We start from the raw sequence: 23364 nt of genomic DNA, 5'->3' as shown, positions 1-23364 counted from the left end.
GCGGCTGGCCAAACAACAACGGCACCCGCAGGTGCCGTTGTGTGAAGGCTGTCGTGAAATCAGCCGGGTTTGCGTCGTCGCGCCGCGGCCAGTCCGGCCAGCGCCAGTCCAGCCAGTGCCAGGGTCGTCGGTTCAGGCACCGTGTTGTCCACCGCGCGCTGCGTGATGGCGAACGGCGAGGCGTTGTTCGCCGGAATCACCAGTTGCTGCGGGCCGGGATTGGCGAACGAGAAGTTGTTGGGGTCGCCGCTGCGTGCGATCGCCTGGCCGGGGCTGCAACCGAAACCGGGGATCAGGATCGGTTCTTCACCATCAACCGTCGCGGCCGCGAACTGGGGTTGCTGTTCGACGACATTGCCGAACTGGATAGCGCCGTTGCCGTAGCCGTCTTCGACGAATTCGCCGTAGGAGCTGCAATCGGTGCCGCCCAGCATGTTGCCGGACACGGTGGCGATGATGTCGTACTGCAGCGTGAAGTCGCCCGAGCGGATGCCCAGATCGGCCGAGAAGTCGCGCGAGTTCTGCGAAATGCTCGCCAGCGCCGAGGGCGGGCATTCGATGTAGCTGTCGAGCTGACCGGTGCCGGCGTCGGTACAGGTAATCGTGCCGGTCGCCGCCAGGTCAAGGCGGATGTCTTCACGCGTCAGCTCGGTGCCGTCAATGCTAATGACCAGCTCGAGCCGGCTGCTGCCGGTCTGGCCGATGAAGGCGTTGTAGAAAGCCAGTTCGGTGTTGTCGACGCGGAAGTCGAAGCGGACTGCCTGCGTGCCGGTGACATCCACCAGCGTGCTGTAGCTGACCCGGCTCCACGCCGTGAAGATGCCTTCGCCGGACGAACGCGCGCCGAAATTGGCCTGACCGCCGCTTTCATAGCCGTAGGTATGGAAGAACACGGAGTTGCCGCCGGGGGTGTCCTTCCACAGGTAGTAGTCAACATTGCTGCCGGTCAGCGTCGGTTCGATGATTTCCGGGCCGCCGCCGAGGCTGTAGCGCGCGTCGACCGAGATCGGATTGGCCTGCGCCTGCAGTGACAGCGCGCTGAAGGCTGCACCGAGTGCGATGGCGATGGTTTTTGCGTTGGGAAGTCTGGCTTCCATGGGCTTCTCCGGTGTGGGTTGATGTGTGAAGCCACCCAAGCAAAAAAAAGGCCTGAAAAAAAAGGTCGAATAATCAGAGGTATGGTGAAGCTCTGTTACCAAAGTGTTAAAAAATCTGACGGATCTAGACTGACAGCGCACGAATCAATGGCGCGAAACAGGTTTGCGGCGAGAAGTGCAGAGCCGCATAGTCATGGCCTCGCGCGCCGGTTTGTTCGCGCAGCGCCGCATCCGCCAGCAGTTCGCGGCAGTGGCGCGCAAAGCGGTCAGGATCGTCGGCCACACGGAAGCAACGGCCGGCGTCGTCATCCAGTCCGCGTGCGCCTTCGGTCGTCGTGACCAGTGGCACGCCATGGCCGAGCGCCTCGACGTTCTTGATCTTCAGGCCGGACCCCCAGCGCACCGGATTGATGGCGACGTCGATGCGGCCCCAGATGGCGGCGTAGTCCGCGACGAAGCCGTGTGCGATGGCGGTCACCCCGGCGGGCGGTGCCCAGACCTGGCACACCGACCCCCACACGTGCAGCTCGGTCGGCACGCCATCCAGCGCCGGCCAGACCTCATGTGCGAACCAGTCCAGTGCATCGACATTGCCTTGCCAGCCGCTGGCGACAAAGCCCAGCACGCGGCCCTGTGCCCGCACCGGCTGACGGGCGAAACTTACCGGGTGCGGCACGCACAGCGCACGCGACCCGATGGCGGCCGCCACGCGGCGCGCATCGTCCTGCTGGATCAGCAGTACGTGATCGTAGCGGGCCAGCCGCTGCATTTCCTCATCGAACGACAGATCGATGCCGCCCCAGGGCTCAAGGCCGGCGCGCGCGCGCGATGCCACGTTGTCGCTGACCAGGTCGTGCGTGTCCAGGATGCGCAGCACGCCGGGCGACAGCGCGTCGGCCAGAAAGTCGAGCCGCAGCTTGGCAAGGATGCAGGCATGGGCGCCGATCTCGCTGACGATTTCGGCCAGCCTGCTGAAGGCGGCTGCAGGTTCCGCATCGGCGCAGGGATGCAGCTTGGCAGACACGCGCAGTGCGGCAAGACGCTTGCGGTCGGCGTCGCCGACCGGCGCGAGGCAGAAAAGGTGAAGGTCGAACAGCTGGCCCAGCATCCAGGCCAGCGCCAGATTGCGCGTGCGCTCGCCGCCGCCCAGACGCCAGAACGGGTCATGGGTGACGAACAGCACAACACGGCGCGCCGTCATGCCCGGGTGCCCGGCGCGTGACAGGGCGCGTGCGGCGCCCGTATGCTCTGCGCCTGCATCATGTCATTGCCGGATGGATCGGACACCATGGAAAACCCCTGCGCTCGGTCGGAATGGACGCGCGATTCTTGCACAGGCGTATCGCGGTGAGCCGCGTGCTGCTTGCGTGGGAACTCGGCGCCAACATGGGTCACCTCGACCGCATGCTGCTGACGGCGCGCGAGCTGCGCCGGCGCGGCCATGAGGTGACGTTTGTGCTGAAGGATCTGTCGCGCGCGCACGGCCGCGTGGTCGGCGAAGGATTTGCCGTGATGCAGTCGCCGATCTGGCTGCCGCGCATGGCCAGACCGCCCGGGCTGGTCAATTTTTCAGCGGTGCTGGCGTCGGCCGGCTGGCTCGACCCCGCCGGACTGGCCGGGTTGCTGTCCGGCTGGCGCACGATGTTCGACCTGTGTCGCCCTGATCTGCTGGTGTGCGACCACGCGCCGAGCGCGATGCTGGCGGCGCGCGCCTACCGGTTTCCGGTGGCCGCTGTCGGCAACGGTTTCGAAGTGCCGGCCTTCGGCGATGTGTTTCCGGCGCTGCATTACTGGGACGCGGCCGATAGCGCCGCCTGCGCGGCCAGCGATGCCACCGTGCTGCGTGCGGTCAATGCCGCGCTCGCTGCGATGGATCAGCCCGCGCTGCCCCGGCTCACCGCGCTGTTCGCCGACGCCCTGTGCATCGTTGCTTCGCTGCCGGAGCTGGCGCATTACCCGGCCTATCCGGACAGCGTGGTGCGTGTCGGCCCGAGTTTCGTCGACGACGCCGGCGCGGTGCCGCAGTGGCCTCAATGTGAAGGCGAGGGCGGTAGCGGGGGCATCCCGGTGTTTGCCTATCTGTCGCCCGAGCATGCCGATTTCCCTGCGCTGATGGCGGCCCTGCGCCAGCCCGGGCTGCGCAGTGTGGTACATGCGAAAGGGCTGTCGGCGGCGACAGCGCGCGAACTGGGTGCGCCGAACATCCGTTTCGAACCGGCGCCGGTGCGTATGGACCTGGCCACCGCGCAGGCGCGCATCGTGCTGTCGCACGCCAGCGTCGGCACGGTCAGCGCGGCCGCGCTGGCCGGCTGCGTGCAACTGGTGCTGCCCAATCACATGGAGCAGTACATGGTGGGTCGCCGCGTGGTCGAAGCCGGCATCGGGCTGATGGTCGAGCCGGGCAGCCGCGGTACCGACTACCCGGCGCTGTTGCGCAGGCTGCTCGACGACACTTCATTCTCAGCGGCCGCGATGGCGCTGGCCGGGCGCCATGCCGGCGTGCGACCGGACCATACCGGGGTACAGGTTGTGGACGCGCTGGAGCGGTGCCTCGCGCACGGTGCGGCGTGACCGGCAGCGGAACCCCTGCCGCGGCGGGCGTCCAAGGCGCATGACGCCCTCTCACGCAGACCTTTTGCTGCGACGCCTGCTGCTCAAGCTGCCGCTGCTCGCCGCCCTGCCGGCGCTGGCGCACGGCCCGGAGTTCGATCCGGTCGTGCGCGGCACGCCCCTCGCGCTGCCGCGCGACCACGGCGCGCACCCGCGCCACCGCATCGAGTGGTGGTACATCACCGGCTGGCTGGAGCGCGAGGGCGCCGCGCCGGTCGGCTTCCAGCTCACCTTCTTCCGCGTGCGCCAGCCGGCGCACGACGCCAGCGCCAGTCGCTTCGCACCGGGCCAGATCCTGTTCGCGCATGCCGCCGTGTCGGACGGCGCGCGCGGCCGCCTGCTGCATGCTCAGAAGATTGCGCGCGCCGGCTTCGGCCTCGCCGAGGCGTCGGTGAGCGATCTGGATGTGCATATCGACGACTGGAGCCTGCGGCGCGACCCTGCACCGGAGCATCTGACGGCGCGCATCGCTGCGCCTGACTTCGGCTATGCACTCGACTTCACGCCGACCCAGCCGGTGCTGTGGCAGGGTGACGCCGGCTTCAGCCAGAAGGCAGCCGACCCGGCGCATGCCAGTCATTACCTGAGCTGGCCGCAACTCGCGGTCGCCGGCACGCTGGACATCGGTCGCCGCCGGCAGCGCGTGCGCGGCCGCGCCTGGCTGGACCATGAATGGTCCAGCGCGCTGATGCCGGACGGCGCAACCGGCTGGGACTGGCTGGGGTTGAATCTGGATGACGGCGGCGCATTGATGGTGTTCCGCATGCGCGATGGCGAGGGCCGCGCGATGTGGGCGGCAGCGACGCTGCGCGACGCCCGCGGCGAGCGGCAGTTCGCACCGGCCGATATCGAATTCAGCGTGCGGCGCAACTGGCTCAGCCCGCGCACCGGCGGCCGCTATCCGGTCGCCATGAGCATTCGTGTCGGGTCACGCCGATTCGACCTGCAGCCGCTGATGGACGACCAGGAACTGGACAGCCGCGCCAGCAGCGGCGCCATCTACTGGGAAGGCGCGGTCAACGCATCGGAGGCGGGGCGCCCGGTCGGGCGCGGCTATCTCGAGCTGACCGGCTACGCGGGCGCGCTGCGCCTCTGACCGGTCCGGCGATCGCGATCAGATCGGTGCTCAGAGCCGCCGCGCAATCGTCACCGCAAACGCCGACCCGCTGCCCACCAGAGCGCACCAGGTGCGCATCAGCCAGCCGTCGGGCCGGTCGCCATGGCTCAGCGCTTCGTCGCGATGGGCGCATTCATCGGCCTGACATTCGACCAGCAGCGCGCGCAGTTGAGTGTGGCGGCCGTCGTCCGGCAGGCGGTCGATCTGCTGCTGGTAGTGGTGGTCGACGAAGGTTTCGACAGCGCCGATGGTGCCGAACACCGCGCGCGCGCCGAACAGCGCCGGCAGTGCACCGGTCAGGAAGCCCGCAACGCGCCAGCCGGGCAGCAGCACGCTGCGCCGCAGGGGCGGCAGCAAGGCCGAGATGCGTTCGAGGTGCTGCTGTTCGGTCACCCCGTGGCGCTGCGCGAATTCGCGCACGACCGGATCGCGCGACACGGCGAGGATGCCGCGGTAGATCCACACCGCGCCGGTTTCACCCGCATGGTCGGAGCGCAGTTCGCCGATGAGTTCGTCCGGCACGCCGGGCGTGTCGAGTGCGCGCGCGACGCGCTGCATCGATGGGCGCACACGCAGGAAGCCCCGGTAACCGACTTCGAGCACGCTGGCCACGCCCGGCAGCGCACCCGCGCGGGCCAGCCAGCGCCAGCCGGGCAGGGCCGCCCACAGTGCGATGAAGGCGCGCGCGCCGCTGAGCACTTCGCCGCTGTCACGCCGAACATGAAAGCGCGCCAGATAGCTCGCCCGGTCGCCGGCCGTCGGCAGCGGCACCTGCGTGTCGCTGACATCCACCCAGTGCAGCGGCCGCAGCGGCCGCAGGCCGCGATAGACACCGACTTCGCGCCGGCACAGCGGGCAGTCACCGTCGTAGAGCACGGTCAGGCCGTTCACGGAATCGGTATCGGTTGGGGTCATGGCGGAACGTGGTTCGAAAGACAAAAGGTGGCAACGACGAACAGTGGCGCGGCAATCGCCGGGGTGACACTCAGACGCGCCCGTCCGGCATTTGTTCAACCCGCGGCGGTAGGTCCGGCGGCTGTCCATTCATGCTAAGTTCGCGCCCCGGCCGCCCTCTGACCGATAAACCGGAAAGCATCATGGAAGCCTTCATTGTGTCGACCGGCGTGGTCGCACTGGCCGAAATCGGCGACAAGACGCAGTTGCTGGCCTTCATTCTGGCAGCACGGTTCAGGAAACCTTTGCCCATCATCGCCGGCATCCTGTGCGCGACGCTGGTCAATCACGGTCTGGCAGGCGCGCTCGGCGGCTGGATCACCTCGGTGCTGAGCCCGGAAGTGCTGCGCTGGGTGCTCGGTCTGTCCTTCATCGGCATGGCCATCTGGACGCTTATCCCGGACCGGATCGAGGAGGAGGAAACGAAGGTCGCCGCGCGCTTCGGCGTGTTCGGCGCCACGCTGGTCACTTTCTTCCTGGCCGAAATGGGCGACAAGACGCAGATCGCCACCATCGCCATGGCGGCGCACTACGCCAGTCCGCTGCTCGTTGTCATGGGGACCACGCTGGGCATGCTGATCGCCGATGTGCCGGCGGTGTTCGTCGGCGACCGCTTCGGTGCGAAGATTCCGATGAAGCTCGTGCACGGCATCGCTGCCACGATCTTTGCCACGCTGGGCGTGCTGACCCTGCTGGGTGTCGATCGACTGCTCGAGTAGTTTCACAACGCAACACCCGATGCAGCCGTTCAAGGAAGCGTGAAATTTTTCCGATAATGATTGCACGAGACGCTTTGCGCCTGAACTGCACCGGCATATTTCGTTCCACGGGTCACCCGGGCAACGCCGGCAGTTTGTGCGGATCCGTCGTCTGATGTCCTTCTGAATGGCACAACGGCGGCAGGCGCGCGGGAAAGAACCGTCAACGGGGCAGGCAATACACATTCAGCATGCACGACAGGGATACGTCCATTGATGAGGAGTCGAAACGTCTCGACACGCTGAGGCGCTACGACATACTCGATACGCCGCGCGATGAGCGTTTTGACCACATCACCGCGCTGACCGCCGAACTCATGCAGGTGCCGCTGGCCCTCGTCACCCTGGTCGATGCCGACCGTCTGTGGTTCAAGTCGGCGCATGGCCTCGATGTACGCGAGATTCCGCGCTGCCACGGCCTGTGCTCGTCCGCCATCCAGCAGGACGGTCCCTACATCGTCGAAAACGCCCTCGAGTCGCCGGTCGAGCGGGAACACCCGTTGGTCACCGGCCCGCTCGGGCTGCGCTTCTATGCCGGCGTGCCGCTCAGGGCCGACGACGGCCGCGCCCTCGGCGTGCTGTGCATCGCCGATCGTCAGCCCCGCCAGCTCACTGCGCATGCGATCAGCCAGCTGCAGGCGCTGGCCCGGATGGTGATGGACCAGTTCGAGCTGATACGCGCGCTCAGGCACGTCACCTTGATCGCCGAAGACGACAGGCGCTTCAAGCTGCTGTTCGACAAGATCGCCGATCCGATGCTGTTGCTCGATCCTGCGTCGGGCGTGTTCCTCGACTGGAATCCGGCAGCCATGGAAATGCTCGGTTATCCGCATCGGGACGAAATCCGTGCTCTCAGCCCGGCCGACATTTCACCGCGGCGGCAGCCGGACGGGCGCGATTCGGCCGAGAAGGCCCTGGAAATGAATGCCATCGCTGCGCGCGAAGGCAGCCACCGTTTCCAGTGGGCCATCTGCAGTCCTTACCGCGACACGCTGGTCATCGAAGTGCTGCTCACCGCGCTGACGATGCAGGGCCGCCGGGTGTTCATCACCACCTGGCGCGATCTGACGTCGCAACGGCGCGCCGAGCAGAAACTGCTCGACAGCGAAATCCGCTGGAAATTTGCCATCGAAGGTTCGGGCGACGGACTGTGGGACTGGAACATTCGCGACAGTACCGTTTTCTTCAGCCGGCGCTGGAAAAGCATGCTGGGCTTCGAAGAGCACGAGATCGGCTCGGACCTGTCCGAGTGGTCGTCGCGCGTGCATCCGGATGACATGCCGTCGGTGATGGCGGATGTGCAGGCACACCTGCGCGGCGAGACGGCGTCCTTCATCAACGAGCACCGCGTGCGCTGCAAGGACGGTGCGTACCGCTGGATACTCGATCGCGGCAAGATCGTCAGCCGCGATGACGCAGGTGAGCCGCTGCGCATGGTCGGCACGCACACCGATGTGACCGATCGCCGGCGTGTGCTGATGGAACTGGAAGCCGCCGAGTTCGGCCACCGCGCGCTGCTCAATGCGATGGCCGACGGCGTGTTCGTGTCGCAGGACTTCCGCTTCGTGTTCAGCAACCCGGCGCTGCCGCAGATGCTGGGCTACGCGCCCGATGAATTCACCGGCCTGCCCTTCGACCAGATCGTGCACCCGGACTTTCTCGAACTGTGGACCGAACGCTTCGTCCAGCGCATCAGCGGTGCCATCGAACCGGTGCGTCAATACGAGGCCAAGTTCCTGCGCAAAGGCGGTTCCGAGGTCGTCTGGATCGAACTGATCGCCTCGCGTTTCATCTTCCAGGGTGCGCCAGCATTGCTGGGCATCGTGCGCAACATCAACGAGAAGAAGAAGACCGAGGACATCATCTGGCGTCAGGCCAATTACGATGCACTGACGCAGTTGCCCAACCGGCTCATGCTGCTTGACCGGCTCGATCACGAGATACGCCAGTCGCGCCGCACCGGTCAGCCGCTGGCGGTCATGTTCATCGATCTCGACCGCTTCAAGGAAATCAACGACACGCTCGGTCACCACCGCGGCGACCTGCTGCTGCAGCTGGCGGCGCAGCGCCTGTCGTCCTGTCTGCGCGAGACCGATCTCGTGGCCCGTCTGGGCGGCGACGAATTCACGATTGTCGTGTCCGGGCTAGACGACATGGGCACGGCTGAGCGCATCGCGCAGAACATTCTCGACGCCCTGCAGCGCCCTTTCCATCTCGAATCGGAACTGGCTTACGTGACGGCCTCGATCGGCATCACGCTCTATCCGCATGACGCGCGCTGCATCGAAGATCTGCTCAAGCAGGCGGATCAGGCGATGTATGACGCCAAGCATCTGGGCCGCAACCGTCTCAGCTATTTCACGCCGTCGATGCAGCAGCGTGCGGAAAAGCGCATGCGTCTGGTCGGCGACATGCACGAGGCCATCGCGAAAAAGCAGTTCTACATGGAGTATCAGCCCATCGTCGATCTGGCGACCGGGCAGACACGCAAAGCCGAGGCGCTGATCCGCTGGAATCACCCGGAGCGGGGCATCGTTTCGCCGGCCGATTTCATTCCGATTGCCGAAGAGACCGGCCTCATCATGGAGCTGGGCGACTGGATCGCGCGCACCGCGCTGGCCTTCGCGCTCTATCTTCAGCAGCAGTTCGACGAACCGGTGCAGATCAGCGTGAATCAGTCACCGGTGCAGTTCCGCAACAAGAAGTCGCAGTATCCCGACATCGTCGATGTGCTCCTTCAGGCCGATGCGACCGGCGAACTGGTCACGGTCGAAATCACCGAAGGCACGCTGCTCGACGCCGATGCGCAGGTGCTCGACAAGCTGCGTCGCATGCGCGAAGCGCATGTCCAGGTGTCGCTGGACGATTTCGGTACCGGCTATTCGTCGCTGTCCTATCTGAACAAGTTCGCCATCGATTACCTGAAGATCGATCGCTCGTTCGTGCAGGGCCTGGCGCCGCATTCGAGCGAGCTGGCGCTGTGCGAGGCAATGATCGTCATGGCGCACAAGCTGGGCATCAAGGTGATCGCCGAAGGCGTGGAAACTGCCGGACAGCGCGACCTGTTGACCCAGGCTGGCTGCGATTATGCGCAAGGCTATCTGTTCGCCCGTCCGCTCACCGCCGAGGCGTTCGAAGCCTTCCTCGAACAGGGGCCGCAGCCGCTTTGATCGACAAGGCCGCACAATGACCGGATGATCTCTGCATCGCCCGATCCGGAGTCGTCATGAAAAAGCTCATCGCCAGCGCCTTCATCATGTTCAGCAGTCACACCGCCCACGCCCTCGAATTGCTGGTACCCGCCTACTTCTATCCGGTGGATGATGGCGTCGCCTACTGGCAGACGCTTGCCGAGGCCGCGCCGGACGTGGCAATCACCGCCATCCTGAACCCCGACAGCGGCCCCGGTGCGGCCTTTGACGGCGACTACGCAGCCGTGGCAAATGCCTTCCAGGCGGCCGGCGGTCGCCTGATCGGCTATGTGTACACCGGCTATGGCGCGCGCAGCGAAGCGCTGGTGAAGGCCGAGATCGACCTCTATTACGCCCAGTACGGCGTCGATGGCATCTTTCTCGACGAGGTGTCGAATCTCGCGCAGCACCTCGGCTATTACCAGTCGCTGCACGCCTACATCAAGGGCGGCTTCGAGCGTAACCACATCGTCGCCAACCCTGGCACGCAGACGCCCGAGTCCTGGCTGGCGACCGCCGACGTGCTGGTCACCTTCGAAAGTCCGGCCGCCGAATACGCCGGCTACCAGCCGGATGCGTGGACCGCGGTGCACGACGCCTCGCGTTTCGCGCATCTGATCTATGACGTGGCGGATGCCGACGCGATGCGCGCCGTCATCGACACGGCGCGGGCGCACAACATTGGCCACGTCTATGTCACCGATGACCGGGGCGACAACCCGTGGGACACGCTGCCGTCTTACTGGGCAGCGGAAACCGCCCACGCGGCCGCCGTGCCGGAGCCCTCCGCATGGGCCGGCCTGCTGGCGGGTCTGGCGTTGATCGCTTCCCGCCTGACGCGACGAAGCCGTCGGGGCGGGCACTGAGCCTGGCGCCGCGTCAGGCCGGTCGCGCTGGACAAGCCCGCGCCCCGGGCTGAGAATCGACGCATGCCCACTTCCCGACCCGCCACCTTGCTGACGCCCACACGGCGCTGGGTGGCGCTGCAGCATGCCGGTCGCGGGCGACTTTCTCCGCACATCGCATGGCAATCCTTTTCGATGCGGAGATTTCATGAACATCCAGTTCCGACCCAAACTGCTTGACACGCTGCGCGGCTATGACCGCGGGCAATTTTCGGGCGACCTGTCGGCGGGTATCACGGTCGGCGTGCTCGCGCTGCCGCTGGCCATGGCGTTCGCGATCGCCAGCGGCATGTCGCCGACCGCCGGCATCTGGACCGCCATCGTCGCCGGTTTCCTTGTTTCGGCGCTGGGCGGCTCGCGGGTGCAGATCGGTGGTCCGACCGGCGCCTTCATACCGATCATCTACGCCATCGTCGTCGACTACGGCGTGCAGAACCTGCTGATCGCCACGATGATGTCCGGCGTCATGCTGCTTGCCATGGGCGCGTTCCGGCTCGGCAGCATGATCCGTTTCATCCCGCTGTCGGTCGTCATCGGCTTCACCAACGGCATCGCGGTCGTCATCTTCGTATCGCAGATCAAGGACTTCCTCGGCCTGCGTGTCGACAGCCTGCCGGGCGAGTTCTTCGGCAAGATGGAAGCGCTCTATCGGGCGCTGCCGACGCTCGACGGCGCCACGCTCGCGCTGTCGTGCGCGTCGCTGGCCGTGCTGCTGGGCTGGAACCAGCTGGCAAAGCAGGTGGCGTGGATGCGTCGCCTGCCCGGTCCGCTGGCGGTGCTGGTCATCGCAACGGCGGTGAATGCCTTCATCCAGCTTCCTGTCGACACCATAGGCAGCCGCTTCGGCGGCATTCCAAGCGAGTTGCCGGACATCGGCCTGCCGGCGCTGTCGTTCGGCCTGCTCGGCAAGCTGATCGCACCGGCACTGACCATCGCGCTGCTGGGCGCCATCGAATCGCTGCTGTCGGCGCGCATCGCCGACAGCCAGATCGACGACCGGCACGACCCGAACCAGGAACTGATGGCGCAGGGCATCGCCAATGTCGCCGCCCCGCTGTTCGGTGGTTTCGCCGCCACCGGCGCCATTGCGCGCACCGCGACCAATGTGCGCACCGGCGGCCGCACGCCGGTGGCCGGCATCATCCACGCCGGCGTGCTGCTGATCATCGTGCTGGCGCTGGCGCCGCTGGCCAGCCACATTCCGCTCGCCACACTGTCGGCCATCGTCGTCGTCGTGGCGGTCAACATGGGCGAATGGCACGCCTTCGCGCCGAAGGAACTGGCGCGCTACTCGACGCCATATCGCACCATCCTGCTGGCGACCTTCTTCGTCACCGTGGTGTTCGACCTGACACTGGCGGTCGAACTGGGCATGGCGCTGGCCAGTTTGTTCTTCATCTACCGCATGTCCGACCTGACGCGCATCGAGCGCCTGCCGCTGGAGGAACATTACGGCGTCGAGGCGCTCGCCCGGCCCGATGGCACGCCGCGCATCCTGGCCTACCGGCTGACCGGCTCGCTCTTCTTCGGCGCCGCCAACAAGCTGGAAAACCTGCTGCTGATGCAGGACGGTCACCCGGACGCGGTCATCCTCGACCTGGAAAAGGTGATCAGCGTGGACACGACTGGGCTGGACATCCTGCAGACGCTGCAGCGCAACCTCGCCCGGCGCGGCGCCACGCTCATCCTGTGCGACCTGAACGAACAGCCGGGTTCGCTGATCCGTCGCTCGGGCTTCGCCGACCAGCTGGGCCAGGAGAACATTGCCGGCAATCTGACCGATGCGCTGCTGCGGGCGCAGACGGTGATGCCCGGCAAACCGTGCGTGTCCTACGTCTGACGGCGCCAGCCACCGGATCGGTTTGCGTCGCTACCGGCCGTCGTCACGGTTCCTGGCGAGGTCGGCCATCTGCCGGGCCTGCGCGTCGAGCGCCCGTTGCCGCTCCTGCTCCTGCGCCTTTTCGAGCTGTGCGCGCAATTCCTCGAACTGCTTGTCGAGCTTGGCCTGAAGCGCCAGCTTCTCGTCGGCGCTCTTGTCGGCATGGCGCTCGTCGAACTTCTCCTGCAGCGTGGCAAGCTTGCCGTCAAGTTCCTGCTTCTTCTGTTCGTACTTCTCGTCGATGGCTGCGATGGCCGGGGCGACATCCATCCGGACCTGCTGCGACATCGCGAGAATTGCGGCAGGCTGTTCCTGAAAGGTTGCGCCGCCGGGCAGCTCATGGACGCCCGTCTCCGAAAGACTTCGTTCCTGCGGTGCGACAGGCTGCTGCGACGGCTCAAGCGCCAGCTCGGCCGGCTGCGGTGCCTCCGGCACCTTGATTTCCTGCTGCTTCGACGTCAGCACACCCGCTGCAAGTGCCCCCATCATCAGCATGGCATCCAGCGGACTGGGTGTTTCCGCGGCTTGAAAGGCCTGATCGGTGTTGATGCCGGGTGCGATCTGAACCTCGGTGTTCAGCGTTGGCGGCAGGTCCGGTTCAATGATCTTTGCAGCGTTCTCCGCCAGCACTGCAAAGCTCTCCAGGCGTTGCCGTTCTTCATCGACCTTGACCAGTTCATTCAGCTCCTGTCGGGCGAGCACCAGGTCCTTCGTCGTCTGTTCGATCTGCGCGTCAACCCGCGCGATATCGGCCGTGATCACTTCCGGCACGCGCGACGACGGTACGATCTCATGGCCGGGGTGCGGTGCCAGCTCGGCAGCCTGCCGTGAAATCGCAAGTTCGTTCAACAGCACACCGCGCTGTATCGCAAGCCGTTCCAGTTCAAGCCGATAGTCGGGATGGCTCATCGGGTCACTCCGGTTGACTGGCCGCCATGGCCCGGTTTCATACGCTGCCCATGCGCGCCTTCAGGCCTTCGTTGCGCCACGCATAGTCCTTGCTGACCTTGGCCGGACGCGTCGCCAGACCGAGCACGATCTGCTGTTCGCGGTAGTTGGGTCCGGCCAGTTCCGACGCTTCGACCAGCTTCTTGCGCGAACCATCGAGCGCATCGACGAAGCCGATCTCGTCCGACAGCCGTTCGGCCAGGCCGTCGGCGCCGGTCGGGTTCATGAAGATGCGTACCGCGCAGCTTCCCAGCATGCCATCGGCGTTCTTGTAGGCGTTGCGCAACTGCCCCACGCTCTGCGCGAACATCCACAGCCGCAGCCCGTACTTGCGGCCGATGTTGAGCGCTTCATCGACCGGTGGCATTTCCTTCAGGCGCGGCAGCTCGTCGAGCATGATCAGGATCGGTGCCGAACCGCGCGCCGGAACCTTGCCGCCGGTCAGCATGCGGATGTGCTGGCCGATGAACACGCGCAGCAGCGACAGATAGGATTCGACTGCATTGGGCGGCACGACGATGTAGATGGTCGGGTTGCTGCCGCTGCGCAGATCTTCCGGGCTCCAGTCAGAGCGATCGGTGATGCGCGCCACGCGCTCGCCCGTCCATGCGTTGAGGCTGGAACGAGCCGTCTGCAGCACGCTGGAGCGGGTCTTTTCCGGCATTTCGCCGAGCGCGGTGGCGGTCTGCATCATGACGCGCACGTCCACCGCGGTCGTCAGCTCCAGAATCATGGTGTTCCAGGCCTCGCCGCCGAACATCACGTCGAGCACCGCATGCATCGGACGCTTTTCGGGCGGGTTCTGGTAGCACACGTTGGCGATGGCCGCGCACAGCACGGTGCGTGCCTCGTTCTCCCAGAACGGATCGGCGGCGCCGCTCGGCACGATCATCATGTCTGCCAGCAGGCGCGCGTCCTCCCAGATGAATTCCGGTGCGCTGCGCACGAAGGCGAGCGGGTTGTAGTGGTGGCTCTGGTCCGGTTCGAGCGGATTGAAACGGAACACCGGCCCGACGTTTTCGGCGCGCCATTTGCTGGTGTTCTCGTAAATGTCACCCGACACGTCGAGCACCACCGCAGGCCCGGCCCAGGCCAGCAGATTCGGAAATACGTTGCACTGCGTCTTGCCCGACCCGGGCGGTGCGATGGTGACCATCGATCCTTCCCCCGAATAGGTCAGCGGCGTGCCGTCGGCAAACGACCCGATGTGGAGCGGGAAATCGCCCGATGCAGCGAACACGGTCTTGCCGATGTCGGCCGGCCGCAGCCAGGTGCTGCCACCGCCGATCAACTGGTCGCTGGCTTCCTGCACCAGCTCCAGGATGCCGGCCGGCAGATCGGGCTTGCCCTTCAGTTCGGCGAGATGGCTCAGGATTTTCGTGATGACGTTGTCGACCGAAAAATGGAGTCGCTCGACCGCATGGTCGAGCGCCTGACGCGGTGTCTTGGCCTCGTTGTTTGCATTGCCCAGATTCCACTGCGACGCGCCGCTGGTTCCCTTGCCCTGTGACCACACCAGCGCAAATCGCCAGCCACGGTAGAGCGGATTCTTGCCGTCAGCCGAACTGTTCAGCAGTTCGGCGATGCGCAGGAACTCGCGTTCCTTGTTGTCCATGGCCGCCAGGCTGCGGCTGACGGTTGTCCAGTAGTAGGCGTCCATCCAGCGGTCGTTCTCGCCCGCGTACTGCCAGGTGGAGTAGTGGCTCACATCAAGCGTCTGCGACCGTTCGGTGAACAGGGCATCGATGACCGGCACGCGCGCCGCATGGGTCGGGCCGAGGCTTTGCAGCCATTGCTCGGCCGCTTCGTCGGCCTTTTTCTTCAGATCCTTTTCCTTCGAGTAGGTCACCTTTTCGGCACCCTTGGGCTTGAACCACAGCCAGCCGCAGATCCCGAGCACGATGGCGCTTCCGAGGACATCGAGCATCCAGGTTGCGATGACGCCCACGATGAGCGCCACGAAATGCTGCCTGAACCATTGCGGCAGGAAGGCGGCGAAGTCCGCCGGCACCGAGGCCGAGTCGGCGCCCGCCAGCTTTCTGCGATGCCAGAAGAATCCGAGCGCTGCAAACCCGGCCAGAAAGATACCGATGCTGAACAGTCTGAAGAAGAACTCCATGCGTAGTGACTCCCGGTTGATCGGCAATCCGCATCGGCTCGGGAACGGCGACGTGTCCGTCCCGGCTCCGTGTCGTCCTGTTGTCGCGGATGCACCAGTTTTTTGTATCGAGTTGTCGAACGGGGCTGACCGCCCCGGGGGGAGTCTGCGGGCGCTGGCGCGCACGCGCAAGGCTTGCGGCACACGACCGACCGATCGGAAGGCACCATGACACGCTGCCCGATACGTCAATCGACGTATTGGCGCGCGAACCGACGTTCGCACAATGGGCAGTTGATTCCATTCTGCCAGCGAGGATTTCATGCACCACGGAGACATTTCGAGCAGCAAGGACACGGTCGGCGTCGCGGTTGTCAATTACAAGATGCCGCGTCTGCACTCCAGGGCGGAAGTGCTCGACAACGCACGCAAGATCGGCGACATGCTGATCGGCATGAAAGCCGGCCTGCCCGGTCTCGATCTCGTCATCTTCCCGGAATACAGCACGCACGGGATCATGTACGACTCGAAGGAAATGTATGACACGGCGACCACCGTGCCCGGCGACGAGACGGCGATCTTTGCCGAGGCCTGCCGCAAGGCCAGGGTATGGGGCGTGTTTTCGCTGACCGGCGAGCAGCACGAGGAGCACCCGAACAAGGCGCCGTACAACACGCTCATCCTGATGAACGACCAGGGCGAGGTGGTGCAGAAGTACCGCAAGATCATGCCCTGGGTGCCGATCGAAGGCTGGTATCCGGGCGACTGCACCTATGTGTCCGAGGGCCCCAAGGGTCTGAAGGTGAGCCTGATCATCTGCGACGACGGCAACTACCCGGAAATCTGGCGCGACTGCGCGATGAAGGGCGCCGAACTGATCGTGCGCTGCCAGGGCTATATGTACCCGGCCAAGGAGCAGCAGATCATGATTTCGAAGGCGATGGCCTTCGCCAACAACGTCTATGTCGCGGTATCGAACGCGGCCGGCTTCGATGGCGTGTACTCCTACTTCGGCCACTCGGCCATCATCGGATTCGACGGCCGCACGCTGGGCGAATGCGGCGAAGAAGAAATGGGCCTGCAGTACGCCGCGCTGTCCAAGAGCCTGATCCGCGACTTCCGCAAGAACGGTCAGTCGGAAAACCACCTGTTCAAGCTGCTGCACCGCGGCTACACCGGCCTGATCAATTCGCGCGAAGGCGACAAGGGCGTCGCCGCCTGCCCGTACGACTTCTACTCGAAGTGGATCAACGATCCGGAAGGCACGCGCAAGGCGGTCGAAGCGTTCACGCGCGACACCGTCGGCACCGAAGAATGTCCGATCGAAGGGCTGCCCAATCCGGCCACGATCGGCCACAGGTGATTTCACCCGCGACCGCAGACCTGCGGCTGGCGAACGGTGCGACGGGCGCAGATACGCTGTCAGACTGGCGCGTCGCCGACGAGCCGTACTACACGGCCGCCGGCGACGAGGTCGAGGCCTTCGAGGCGGCGCATGCGCGGCACCTGCCGGTCATGCTCAAGGGCCCGACCGGCTGCGGCAAGACGCGCTTCGTCGAATACGTGGCGTGGAAGCTCGGCGTCCCGCTCATCACCGTCGCCTGTCATGAAGACCTTACCGCGGGCGACCTGATCGGGCGCTTTCTGCTCGACGCCGAAGGCACGCGCTGGCAGGACGGCCCGCTGACGCGCGCGGTACGCTTCGGCGCGATCTGCTATCTCGACGAAGTGGTCGAGGCGCGCGCCGACACCACCGTGCTCATCCATCCGCTGACCGACGCACGGCGCCAGCTGCCGCTGGCCGCGACCGGTGAGCTGCTCCACGCGCACCCGGATTTCCGGCTGGTCGTGTCGTACAACCCGGGCTACCACGGCCTGCACAAGACGCTCAAGCCGTCGACCCGGCAGCGCTTCACCGCGCTCGAATTCGGCTATCCGGACGCCGCGCACGAGTGCGCCATCGTCATGCACGAAAGCGGTGTCGAGGCCGGCACCGCGCGCCAGCTGGTGGCGCTCGCCGAACGCACGCGGCGGCTGGCCGGTGACGGGCTCGACGAAGGGGCGAGCACCCGCATGCTGATCCACGCCGGCGCGCTGATCGCGCAGGGCCTGTCGGCGCGTTCCGCCTGCCGGCAGGCGGTTGCCGGCCCGCTGACCGACGACCGCGAGGTCGCAGCGGCGCTGATCGCGGCCATCGATGCCAGCTTCGCCTGACCCCGGAAGTTCGCGCGCGCTGTCGCTCTACCTGCGCGCGCTGTGGAACGTCGCACCGCGGCTGGCGGCGCTGCCGGCGACCCATGACACGGCGCGTCCGATACTGGGCATCGAAGGCAGCCGGCCGGTGCTGCATCTGCCGGCCACGGGCGACGCAGCACTGCAGCGCGCCCGTGCCGCGCACGCGGCCGCGCATCTGAGCTTCGGCGGCGAGCCGTTCGAGCGCGCCCGGCTCAAGCCGGTGCAGCGCGCCTTGCTCGAAATCCTCGAAGACGCGCGCGTCGAATGGCTGGCCATGCAGGCGCTGCCCGGGCTGCGCCGGCTGTGGGCGCCGCACCACGTTGCCGATGCCAGCTGGGGCAACGGTGCCGAAGCGCTGCTGGCGCGGCTGTCGCGCTGCCTGTTCGAGCCGGCGCACGAGGATGGCCACGCATGGATGGCCAGGGTACGCGGCCTGTTCTTCACGCCGGACGGGCGACTGGCCCTTGAAACACCGGCTCAGTTGCGCGACATCGCATCCCGGCTCGGGAACGACGTCGGCCAGATGCGGTTGCGCCTGAACCCCGGTGGCTGGCAGATCGAACCCGTGGCCTACCGCGACGACAACCATCATCTGTGGCCGCGTGACGACATGCTGCCGCCATCAGCCACTCCGCTGGAGCAGGAACGTCCGGATGCAAACGGCGCGTCGGACGACGACGACGCCGACACGACCTTCGAACGCCCGCCGCCGCAGGGCGCACCGGGTAGCGACGCCGGTGACGCTGCGGCGAGCGTGCTGCAGATCGAATCGGCGCTGCGCACCGTGACCTATCCGGAATGGGATCGGCTGATCGGCCGCACGCGGCCCGACTGGTGCACCGTGATTGAAGCGCAGGCTCCCCGGTCGGACGCCTCGGCCTTGCGCGCCGGACTTGAGCGCCACCTCGCGCGCACGGTGCGCCTGCTGCAGGCGTCTGCCATGTCGGACCGCCGTCCGACCCAGGGGCGCAGCAAGGACGGCGATCTGCTGCACACCGGTGCACTGATCGACGCCGGCATCGCGCTGCGCGCCGGACGCGACCCGGAGCATCGGCTCTACCGCGACAGCGCGGCGCGGGTCGAATCGCTCGACGTACTGCTGCTGATCGACACCTCCGCCTCGACCGCGCTGTCGCTGCCATCCGGCCGCACGGTGCTGGCGACGCTGCGCGAAGCCGCGCTGCTTGCCGCCGCGGCACTGGAGGCAACCGGACATCGCTGCATCGTGCAGGCCTTCGCATCCGACACGCGCCATCGCGTGCGCGTGCAGCGCGTGAAGGACCGTGCAGAGAGGACCGGCGACGACGCCGTGCTGGCGCGCGCCGGCGGTCTGGTCAGCGCCGGCTCGACCCGCATGGGCGCGGCGCTGCGTCACGCCACGGCACAGATGCCGATCCGGTCGCGCAGCCTCATCCTGCTGCTGACCGACGGTGAGCCGCACGACGTCGACATTCACGATCCGCGCTACCTGACCGAAGACCTCGCGCACGCACTGAACGAGGCACGGCGCGCGGGCGTCGCCGTCGCCTGCCTGCACAGCGCACCCGACGGCGCCTCATCAACGCTGCGCCGCATCTTCCCGACCGGCGGCTACGTCGCACTGCGTGCGCCCGAACATCTGCCGCACCTGCTCATCCGCCAGATGCAGACCGCCACCGGCAAGTTCTGACCTTGCTCCTTGCTCCTTGCCCCTCACCCATTCGCACCTTGAAAGTGGTCGATGAATACGCGCAGCCGCGCCGGCATCTGCGCGCGGCTCGGAAAGTACAGATGAAAGGCGGACAGCGGCATTTCGAACGGTTCGAGCACGCGCACCAGGCGGCCGTCTGCCAGATCGGCGGCGACCAGCGATTCCAGTGACTGGGCCAGCCCGAAACCGCGGCAGGCGAGGTCGATTTCGGCCTCGGCGTCATTGACGATGAAGCGGCCGCCGACTTCCACTTCGAGCGTGCGGTCGTCGCGCTGGAACACCCAGCGCGCGGTGCGCCCGCTCGACAGATAGCGGTAGCGCACGCACTCATGCGCGGCGAGGTCTTCGGGCGTGCGCGGCGCCGGGCGCCGGGCGAGGTAATCCGGCGCGGCGATGGTGATCATGCGTTGCGCGGCGCCGATGCGCACCGCCACCATGTCGGCTTCGATGCTTTCGCCCAGCCGCATGCCGGCATCGAAGCGCGCAGCGACGATGTCGGCCAGGCCGTCGTCGAGCGCGAATTCGAGCCCGACTTCGGGGTGGTGCACGGCGAAGCTGGCCAGATGCGGCGCAATCAGCAGGCCGTAGGCGACGCGCGGCATGTTGATGCGCACCGTGCCGGTGGCCTGGCCGCGCGACTGCGCCAGCAGTTCGAGCGCGCTGCCCAGTTCGTCCAGTCCGACGCGCACGCCGTCGTAGAACCGTTCGCCCTCTTCGGTCAGCGCGACGCGGCGCGTGGTGCGGGTGAGCAGACGCACGCCGAGGCGTTGTTCGAGCCCGCGCACCGACTGCGAAAGCGCCGACGCCGACACGCCCAGTTCGGCCGCCGCGCGTGAAAAACCGGCGTTGCGCGCGACGCACTCGAAGGCGGTCAGCGCGGGCAGGATGGCAGCGTCTATCTTTAAGTATGGCTTCATAGGTCTTGCAAGATTAACCAGTCGATCTAATAAAACAAAGCGGATACCGTGCAGTCCATCGCATACGGCTGCGTCATTCGCGTGCGTCTTGGCGCAGCGCAAACGCTCCTGCTGCCTTTCCCGGAGGATTCCCATGGCAAAGATCAATCTGAACGGCCGCGACGTCGCGGTCGACATGCCCGACGACACGCCGCTGCTGTGGGCGCTGCGCGACGGCCTCGACATGACCGGTACCAAGTTCGGCTGCGGCATTGCGATGTGCGGCGCCTGTACGGTGCATGTCGACGGCCAGCCGACGCGCTCCTGTGTCACGCCGCTGTCGGCCGTGGCCGGCAAGAAGATCACCACCATCGAAGCGGTCGGCGAAGCGAAGGTCGGTGCAGTCGTGCAGGCGGCATGGCAGAAGCTGGACGTCGTGCAGTGCGGCTACTGCCAGTCGGGTCAGATCATGTCGGCCACTGCGCTGCTGGCGACCAACCCCAAGCCGAGCGACGCCGACATCGACGCCGCGATGAGCGGCAACGTGTGTCGCTGTGCCACCTATGTACGCATCCGTGCGGCCATCCACGAAGCCGCCAAATCACTGGCTTGAGGAGCGCACCATGAACTTCAGGATCGAAAATGCATTCCAGACGACCCGTCGCGGTTTTCTGAAGGGCGGCGCCGGTCTGGCGCTCGCCATCGTCACGCCGGTCATGGCTGACACCCCCGCAGCAGGTCCCGGTCTGGCCGGCAGCGCCATGGTCGACGGCGAATTTTCGCCCAGCGCCTTCATCCGCATCGGCAGCGACGGCACGGTGACCATCGTGTCCAAGCACCTCGAAATGGGACAGGGCGTCTACACCGGGCTGGCAACACTGGTGGCCGAAGAGCTGGACGCCGACTGGTCGAAGGTGAAGGTCGAAGGCGCGCCAGCTGATGCCAAACGCTACAACAATCTGTTCTGGGGCCCGGCACAGGGCACCGGCGGCAGCACCGCCATCGCCAATTCGTTCGAACAGATGCGCAGTGCCGGCGCCACCGCGCGTGCCATGCTGGTGGCCGCTGCCGCCGAACAGTGGAAAGTGCCGGCCAGCCAGATCAGCGTCAAGGCGGGCGTCGTGTCGCATGCGGCCAGTGGAAAGAAGGCCGGCTTCGGCGAACTGGCGGAAGCCGCCGGGAGGCAGGCCGTACCGGCCGAGGTGAAGCTGAAGGACCCGAAGGACTTCACGCTGATCGGCCGCTCGGCACCGCGAGTGGACAGCGTGTCCAAGACCACCGGTCGCGCGGTGTTCACGCAGGACGTGAAGTTGCCCGGCATGCTGACCGCCGTGGTCGCCCACCCGCCACGCTTCGGCGGCAAGGTCGCATCGGTCGACGACAAGGCGGCGCGTGCCATCGCGGGCGTGACCGACGTGGTCACCATTCCGAATGGCGTGGCCGTGCTGGCGAAGGATTTCTGGAGCGCGAAGAAGGGCCGCGACGCGCTGAAGATCGAGTGGGACGAATCCGCCGCCTACCGTGGCAGCAGCGACGCCATCGTCGCCCGCTACCGCGAACTGGCGCAGACGCCGGGTCTGGCCGCGCGCAAGGACGGCGACGCCGAAGCGGCGCTGGGTGCCGCGGGCAAGGTGATCGAGGCGGAATTCGCCTTCCCATTCCTGGCCCACGCATCGATGGAGCCGCTGAATTGCGTCATGACGCTCGACGCCACCGGCTGCGAGGTGTGGAACGGCGAACAGCTGCACACCGGCGACCAGTTCGCGCTGGCGAAGATGTTCGGGCTGAAGCTCGAGCAGGTGAAACTCAACATGGTGTACGCGGGCGGCAGCTTCGGCCGGCGTGCCAATCCGCAGTCCGATTACCTGCTCGAAACCGCGCAGATCGTGCAGGCCATCAAGGGCCGGGCGCCGGTGAAGCTGGTGTGGACGCGTGAAGACGACACGCGCGGCGGCTACTACCGCCCGATCTATCTGCACCGGGTGCGCGCCGCGCTCGACGCCAGGGGCATGCCGGTCGCCTGGCAGCAGCGCATCGTCGGTCAGTCGATCGCCACCGGTTCACCGTTCGAAGGCATGCTGGTCAAGGACGGCATCGACATGTTGTCGGTCGAGGGCGCGTCCACGCTGCCCTACGCCATCCCGAACCTGCATGTCGATCTGCACACCACCAACGCCGAAGTGAAGGTGCCGGTGCAGTGGTGGCGCTCGGTCGGTTCGACCCACACCGGCTTCGCGACCGAAGTGTTCATCGACGAACTGGCCGGCGCTGCCGGCAAGGACCCGGTGGCCTATCGCATGGCGCTGCTCGACAAGCATCCGCGCCACGCCGGCCTGCTCAAACTCGCGGCAGAGAAGGCCGGCTGGAACAAGCCGCTGGCGCCGGCCAAGGACGGCGCCAGGCGCGGCCGCGGCGTGGCGGTGCACGAATCGTTCGCCAGCTTCGTTGCCCAGGTGGTCGAGGTAACTGTGCAGAAGGACGGCACGTTCAAGGTCGACCGCGTGGTGTGCGCGGTCGATTGCGGCATCGCGGTCAATCCGGACGTGATCGCCGCGCAGATGGAAGGTGGCATCGGCTACGCGCTGTCGGCCGCGCTGACCGGGTCGATCACGCTCAAGGACGGTGTCGTCGAACAGTCGAACTTCAGTGATCACCCGGTGTTGCGCATCAACGAAATGCCGAAGGTTGAAGTGCATATCGTGAAGTCGGCCGCCAAGCCCACCGGCGTCGGCGAGCCGGGTGTGCCGCCGCTGGCACCGGCGCTGGTGAATGCATTGCACGCAGCCACCGGCAAGCGCATCCGCACGCTACCGATCGGCGAACAGTTGCAGACGGCATAGTCGGGTGTGTTGGGCATCGCTGCGCTCACCCCAACCTACGTTGCACTTCGCACGGTCCGGTCCGTAGGTTGGGGTGAGCGCAGCGATGCCCGACATCACCCGGACAGAAAAGCGCAGGACCCGTAGGTTGGGGTGAGCGCAGCGAT

At 66.3% G+C, this 23364-nt stretch carries 17 protein-coding genes; 11 read left to right on the top strand and 6 right to left on the bottom strand.

Features of this window, described 5'->3' with window-relative positions; all coding sequences use genetic code 11:
- Positions 1–59: 59 nt before the first annotated feature.
- Positions 60–1097: a PEP-CTERM sorting domain-containing protein gene (locus Q8R75_RS12035; protein ID WP_305611095.1), complete on the bottom strand. Its 1038-nt coding sequence runs from the start codon at positions 1095–1097 to the stop codon at positions 60–62.
- Between the two features lie 124 nt (positions 1098–1221).
- On the bottom strand, positions 1222–2298 hold the full coding sequence (locus tag Q8R75_RS12030) for a glycosyltransferase family 4 protein (protein WP_305611096.1): 1077 nt from the start codon (positions 2296–2298) through the stop codon (positions 1222–1224).
- 146 nt (positions 2299–2444) lie between these two features.
- Here Q8R75_RS12030 and Q8R75_RS12025 point away from each other — a divergent pair, with 146 nt between their 5' ends.
- Together Q8R75_RS12025 and Q8R75_RS12020 are read left to right on the top strand one after the other, a co-directional pair.
- On the top strand, positions 2445–3668 hold the full coding sequence (locus Q8R75_RS12025; RefSeq protein ID WP_305625971.1) for a nucleotide disphospho-sugar-binding domain-containing protein: 1224 nt from the start codon (positions 2445–2447) through the stop codon (positions 3666–3668).
- 40 nt (positions 3669–3708) lie between these two features.
- Positions 3709–4803 carry a lipocalin-like domain-containing protein gene (locus Q8R75_RS12020; RefSeq protein WP_305611100.1) on the top strand — a complete coding sequence of 365 codons (1095 nt, stop codon included), beginning with the start codon at positions 3709–3711 and terminating at the stop codon, positions 4801–4803.
- Positions 4804–4833: 30 nt separating this feature from the next.
- Here Q8R75_RS12020 and Q8R75_RS12015 read toward each other — a convergent pair whose 3' ends face one another.
- The gene (locus tag Q8R75_RS12015; RefSeq protein WP_305611102.1) at positions 4834–5739 is read right to left on the bottom strand and encodes a demethoxyubiquinone hydroxylase family protein; all 906 of its coding nucleotides are present in this window, start codon (positions 5737–5739) and stop codon (positions 4834–4836) included.
- 182 nt (positions 5740–5921) lie between these two features.
- Here Q8R75_RS12015 and Q8R75_RS12010 point away from each other — a divergent pair, with 182 nt between their 5' ends.
- From Q8R75_RS12010 to sulP, 4 genes are all read left to right on the top strand, one after another.
- Entirely contained in the window at positions 5922–6497 is a 576-nt protein-coding gene (locus tag Q8R75_RS12010; protein WP_305611103.1) for a TMEM165/GDT1 family protein, read from the top strand.
- Positions 6498–6727: 230 nt separating this feature from the next.
- A complete protein-coding gene (locus Q8R75_RS12005) occupies positions 6728–9706 on the top strand; it encodes an EAL domain-containing protein (RefSeq protein ID WP_305611105.1) in 2979 nt (992 codons plus the stop codon).
- A gap of 56 nt (positions 9707–9762) precedes the next feature.
- Positions 9763–10593: a spherulation-specific family 4 protein gene (locus Q8R75_RS12000; protein WP_305611107.1), complete on the top strand. Its 831-nt coding sequence runs from the start codon at positions 9763–9765 to the stop codon at positions 10591–10593.
- Positions 10594–10780: 187 nt separating this feature from the next.
- Positions 10781–12472, top strand: a complete 1692-nt coding sequence (gene sulP, locus Q8R75_RS11995; RefSeq protein WP_305611109.1) for a sulfate permease — start codon at positions 10781–10783, stop codon at positions 12470–12472.
- A 30-nt stretch (positions 12473–12502) separates the two neighbouring features.
- Here the strand turns inward: sulP and Q8R75_RS11990 are convergent, their stop codons facing one another.
- Both Q8R75_RS11990 and Q8R75_RS11985 read right to left on the bottom strand, forming a co-directional pair.
- Positions 12503–13420 (bottom strand): hypothetical protein, encoded by a 918-nt coding sequence (locus Q8R75_RS11990; protein WP_305663672.1) that lies wholly within the window; start codon positions 13418–13420, stop codon positions 12503–12505.
- 37 nt (positions 13421–13457) lie between these two features.
- A complete protein-coding gene (locus Q8R75_RS11985) occupies positions 13458–15578 on the bottom strand; it encodes a type IV secretory system conjugative DNA transfer family protein (RefSeq protein ID WP_305611113.1) in 2121 nt (706 codons plus the stop codon).
- Between the two features lie 301 nt (positions 15579–15879).
- Between Q8R75_RS11985 and Q8R75_RS11980 the strand changes: the two genes are divergently transcribed.
- The 3 genes from Q8R75_RS11980 to Q8R75_RS11970 are packed head-to-tail and all read left to right on the top strand — an operon-like array spanning position 15880 to position 19461.
- Positions 15880–16920, top strand: coding sequence for an aliphatic amidase (locus Q8R75_RS11980; protein ID WP_305611118.1), 1041 nt, complete (start codon positions 15880–15882; stop codon positions 16918–16920).
- Complete coding sequence (locus Q8R75_RS11975; protein WP_305611120.1) at positions 16917–17771, top strand: CbbQ/NirQ/NorQ/GpvN family protein; 855 nt, start codon at positions 16917–16919, stop codon at positions 17769–17771. Before Q8R75_RS11980 ends, Q8R75_RS11975 begins: the two co-directional genes overlap by 4 nt.
- A complete protein-coding gene (locus tag Q8R75_RS11970) occupies positions 17755–19461 on the top strand; it encodes a VWA domain-containing protein (RefSeq protein WP_305611122.1) in 1707 nt (568 codons plus the stop codon). The genes Q8R75_RS11975 and Q8R75_RS11970 overlap by 17 nt, the downstream gene beginning before the upstream one ends.
- Positions 19462–19484: 23 nt before the next feature.
- Here Q8R75_RS11970 and Q8R75_RS11965 read toward each other — a convergent pair whose 3' ends face one another.
- Positions 19485–20399 (bottom strand): LysR family transcriptional regulator, encoded by a 915-nt coding sequence (locus tag Q8R75_RS11965; protein ID WP_305611124.1) that lies wholly within the window; start codon positions 20397–20399, stop codon positions 19485–19487.
- A gap of 133 nt (positions 20400–20532) precedes the next feature.
- Between Q8R75_RS11965 and Q8R75_RS11960 the strand changes: the two genes are divergently transcribed.
- Complete coding sequence (locus Q8R75_RS11960) at positions 20533–20991, top strand: (2Fe-2S)-binding protein (RefSeq protein WP_305611126.1); 459 nt, start codon at positions 20533–20535, stop codon at positions 20989–20991.
- A gap of 10 nt (positions 20992–21001) precedes the next feature.
- Positions 21002–23218: a xanthine dehydrogenase family protein molybdopterin-binding subunit gene (locus Q8R75_RS11955; RefSeq protein WP_305611128.1), complete on the top strand. Its 2217-nt coding sequence runs from the start codon at positions 21002–21004 to the stop codon at positions 23216–23218.
- The last annotated feature ends 146 nt before the right edge of the window (positions 23219–23364 follow it).

The sequence above is a fragment of the Methyloversatilis sp. genome (assembly GCF_030696805.1).
Taxonomy (GTDB): domain Bacteria; phylum Pseudomonadota; class Gammaproteobacteria; order Burkholderiales; family Rhodocyclaceae; genus Methyloversatilis.
The sequence above is the reverse complement of the archived record's forward strand: the minus strand, read 5'-3'. Positions and strand labels throughout refer to the sequence as shown.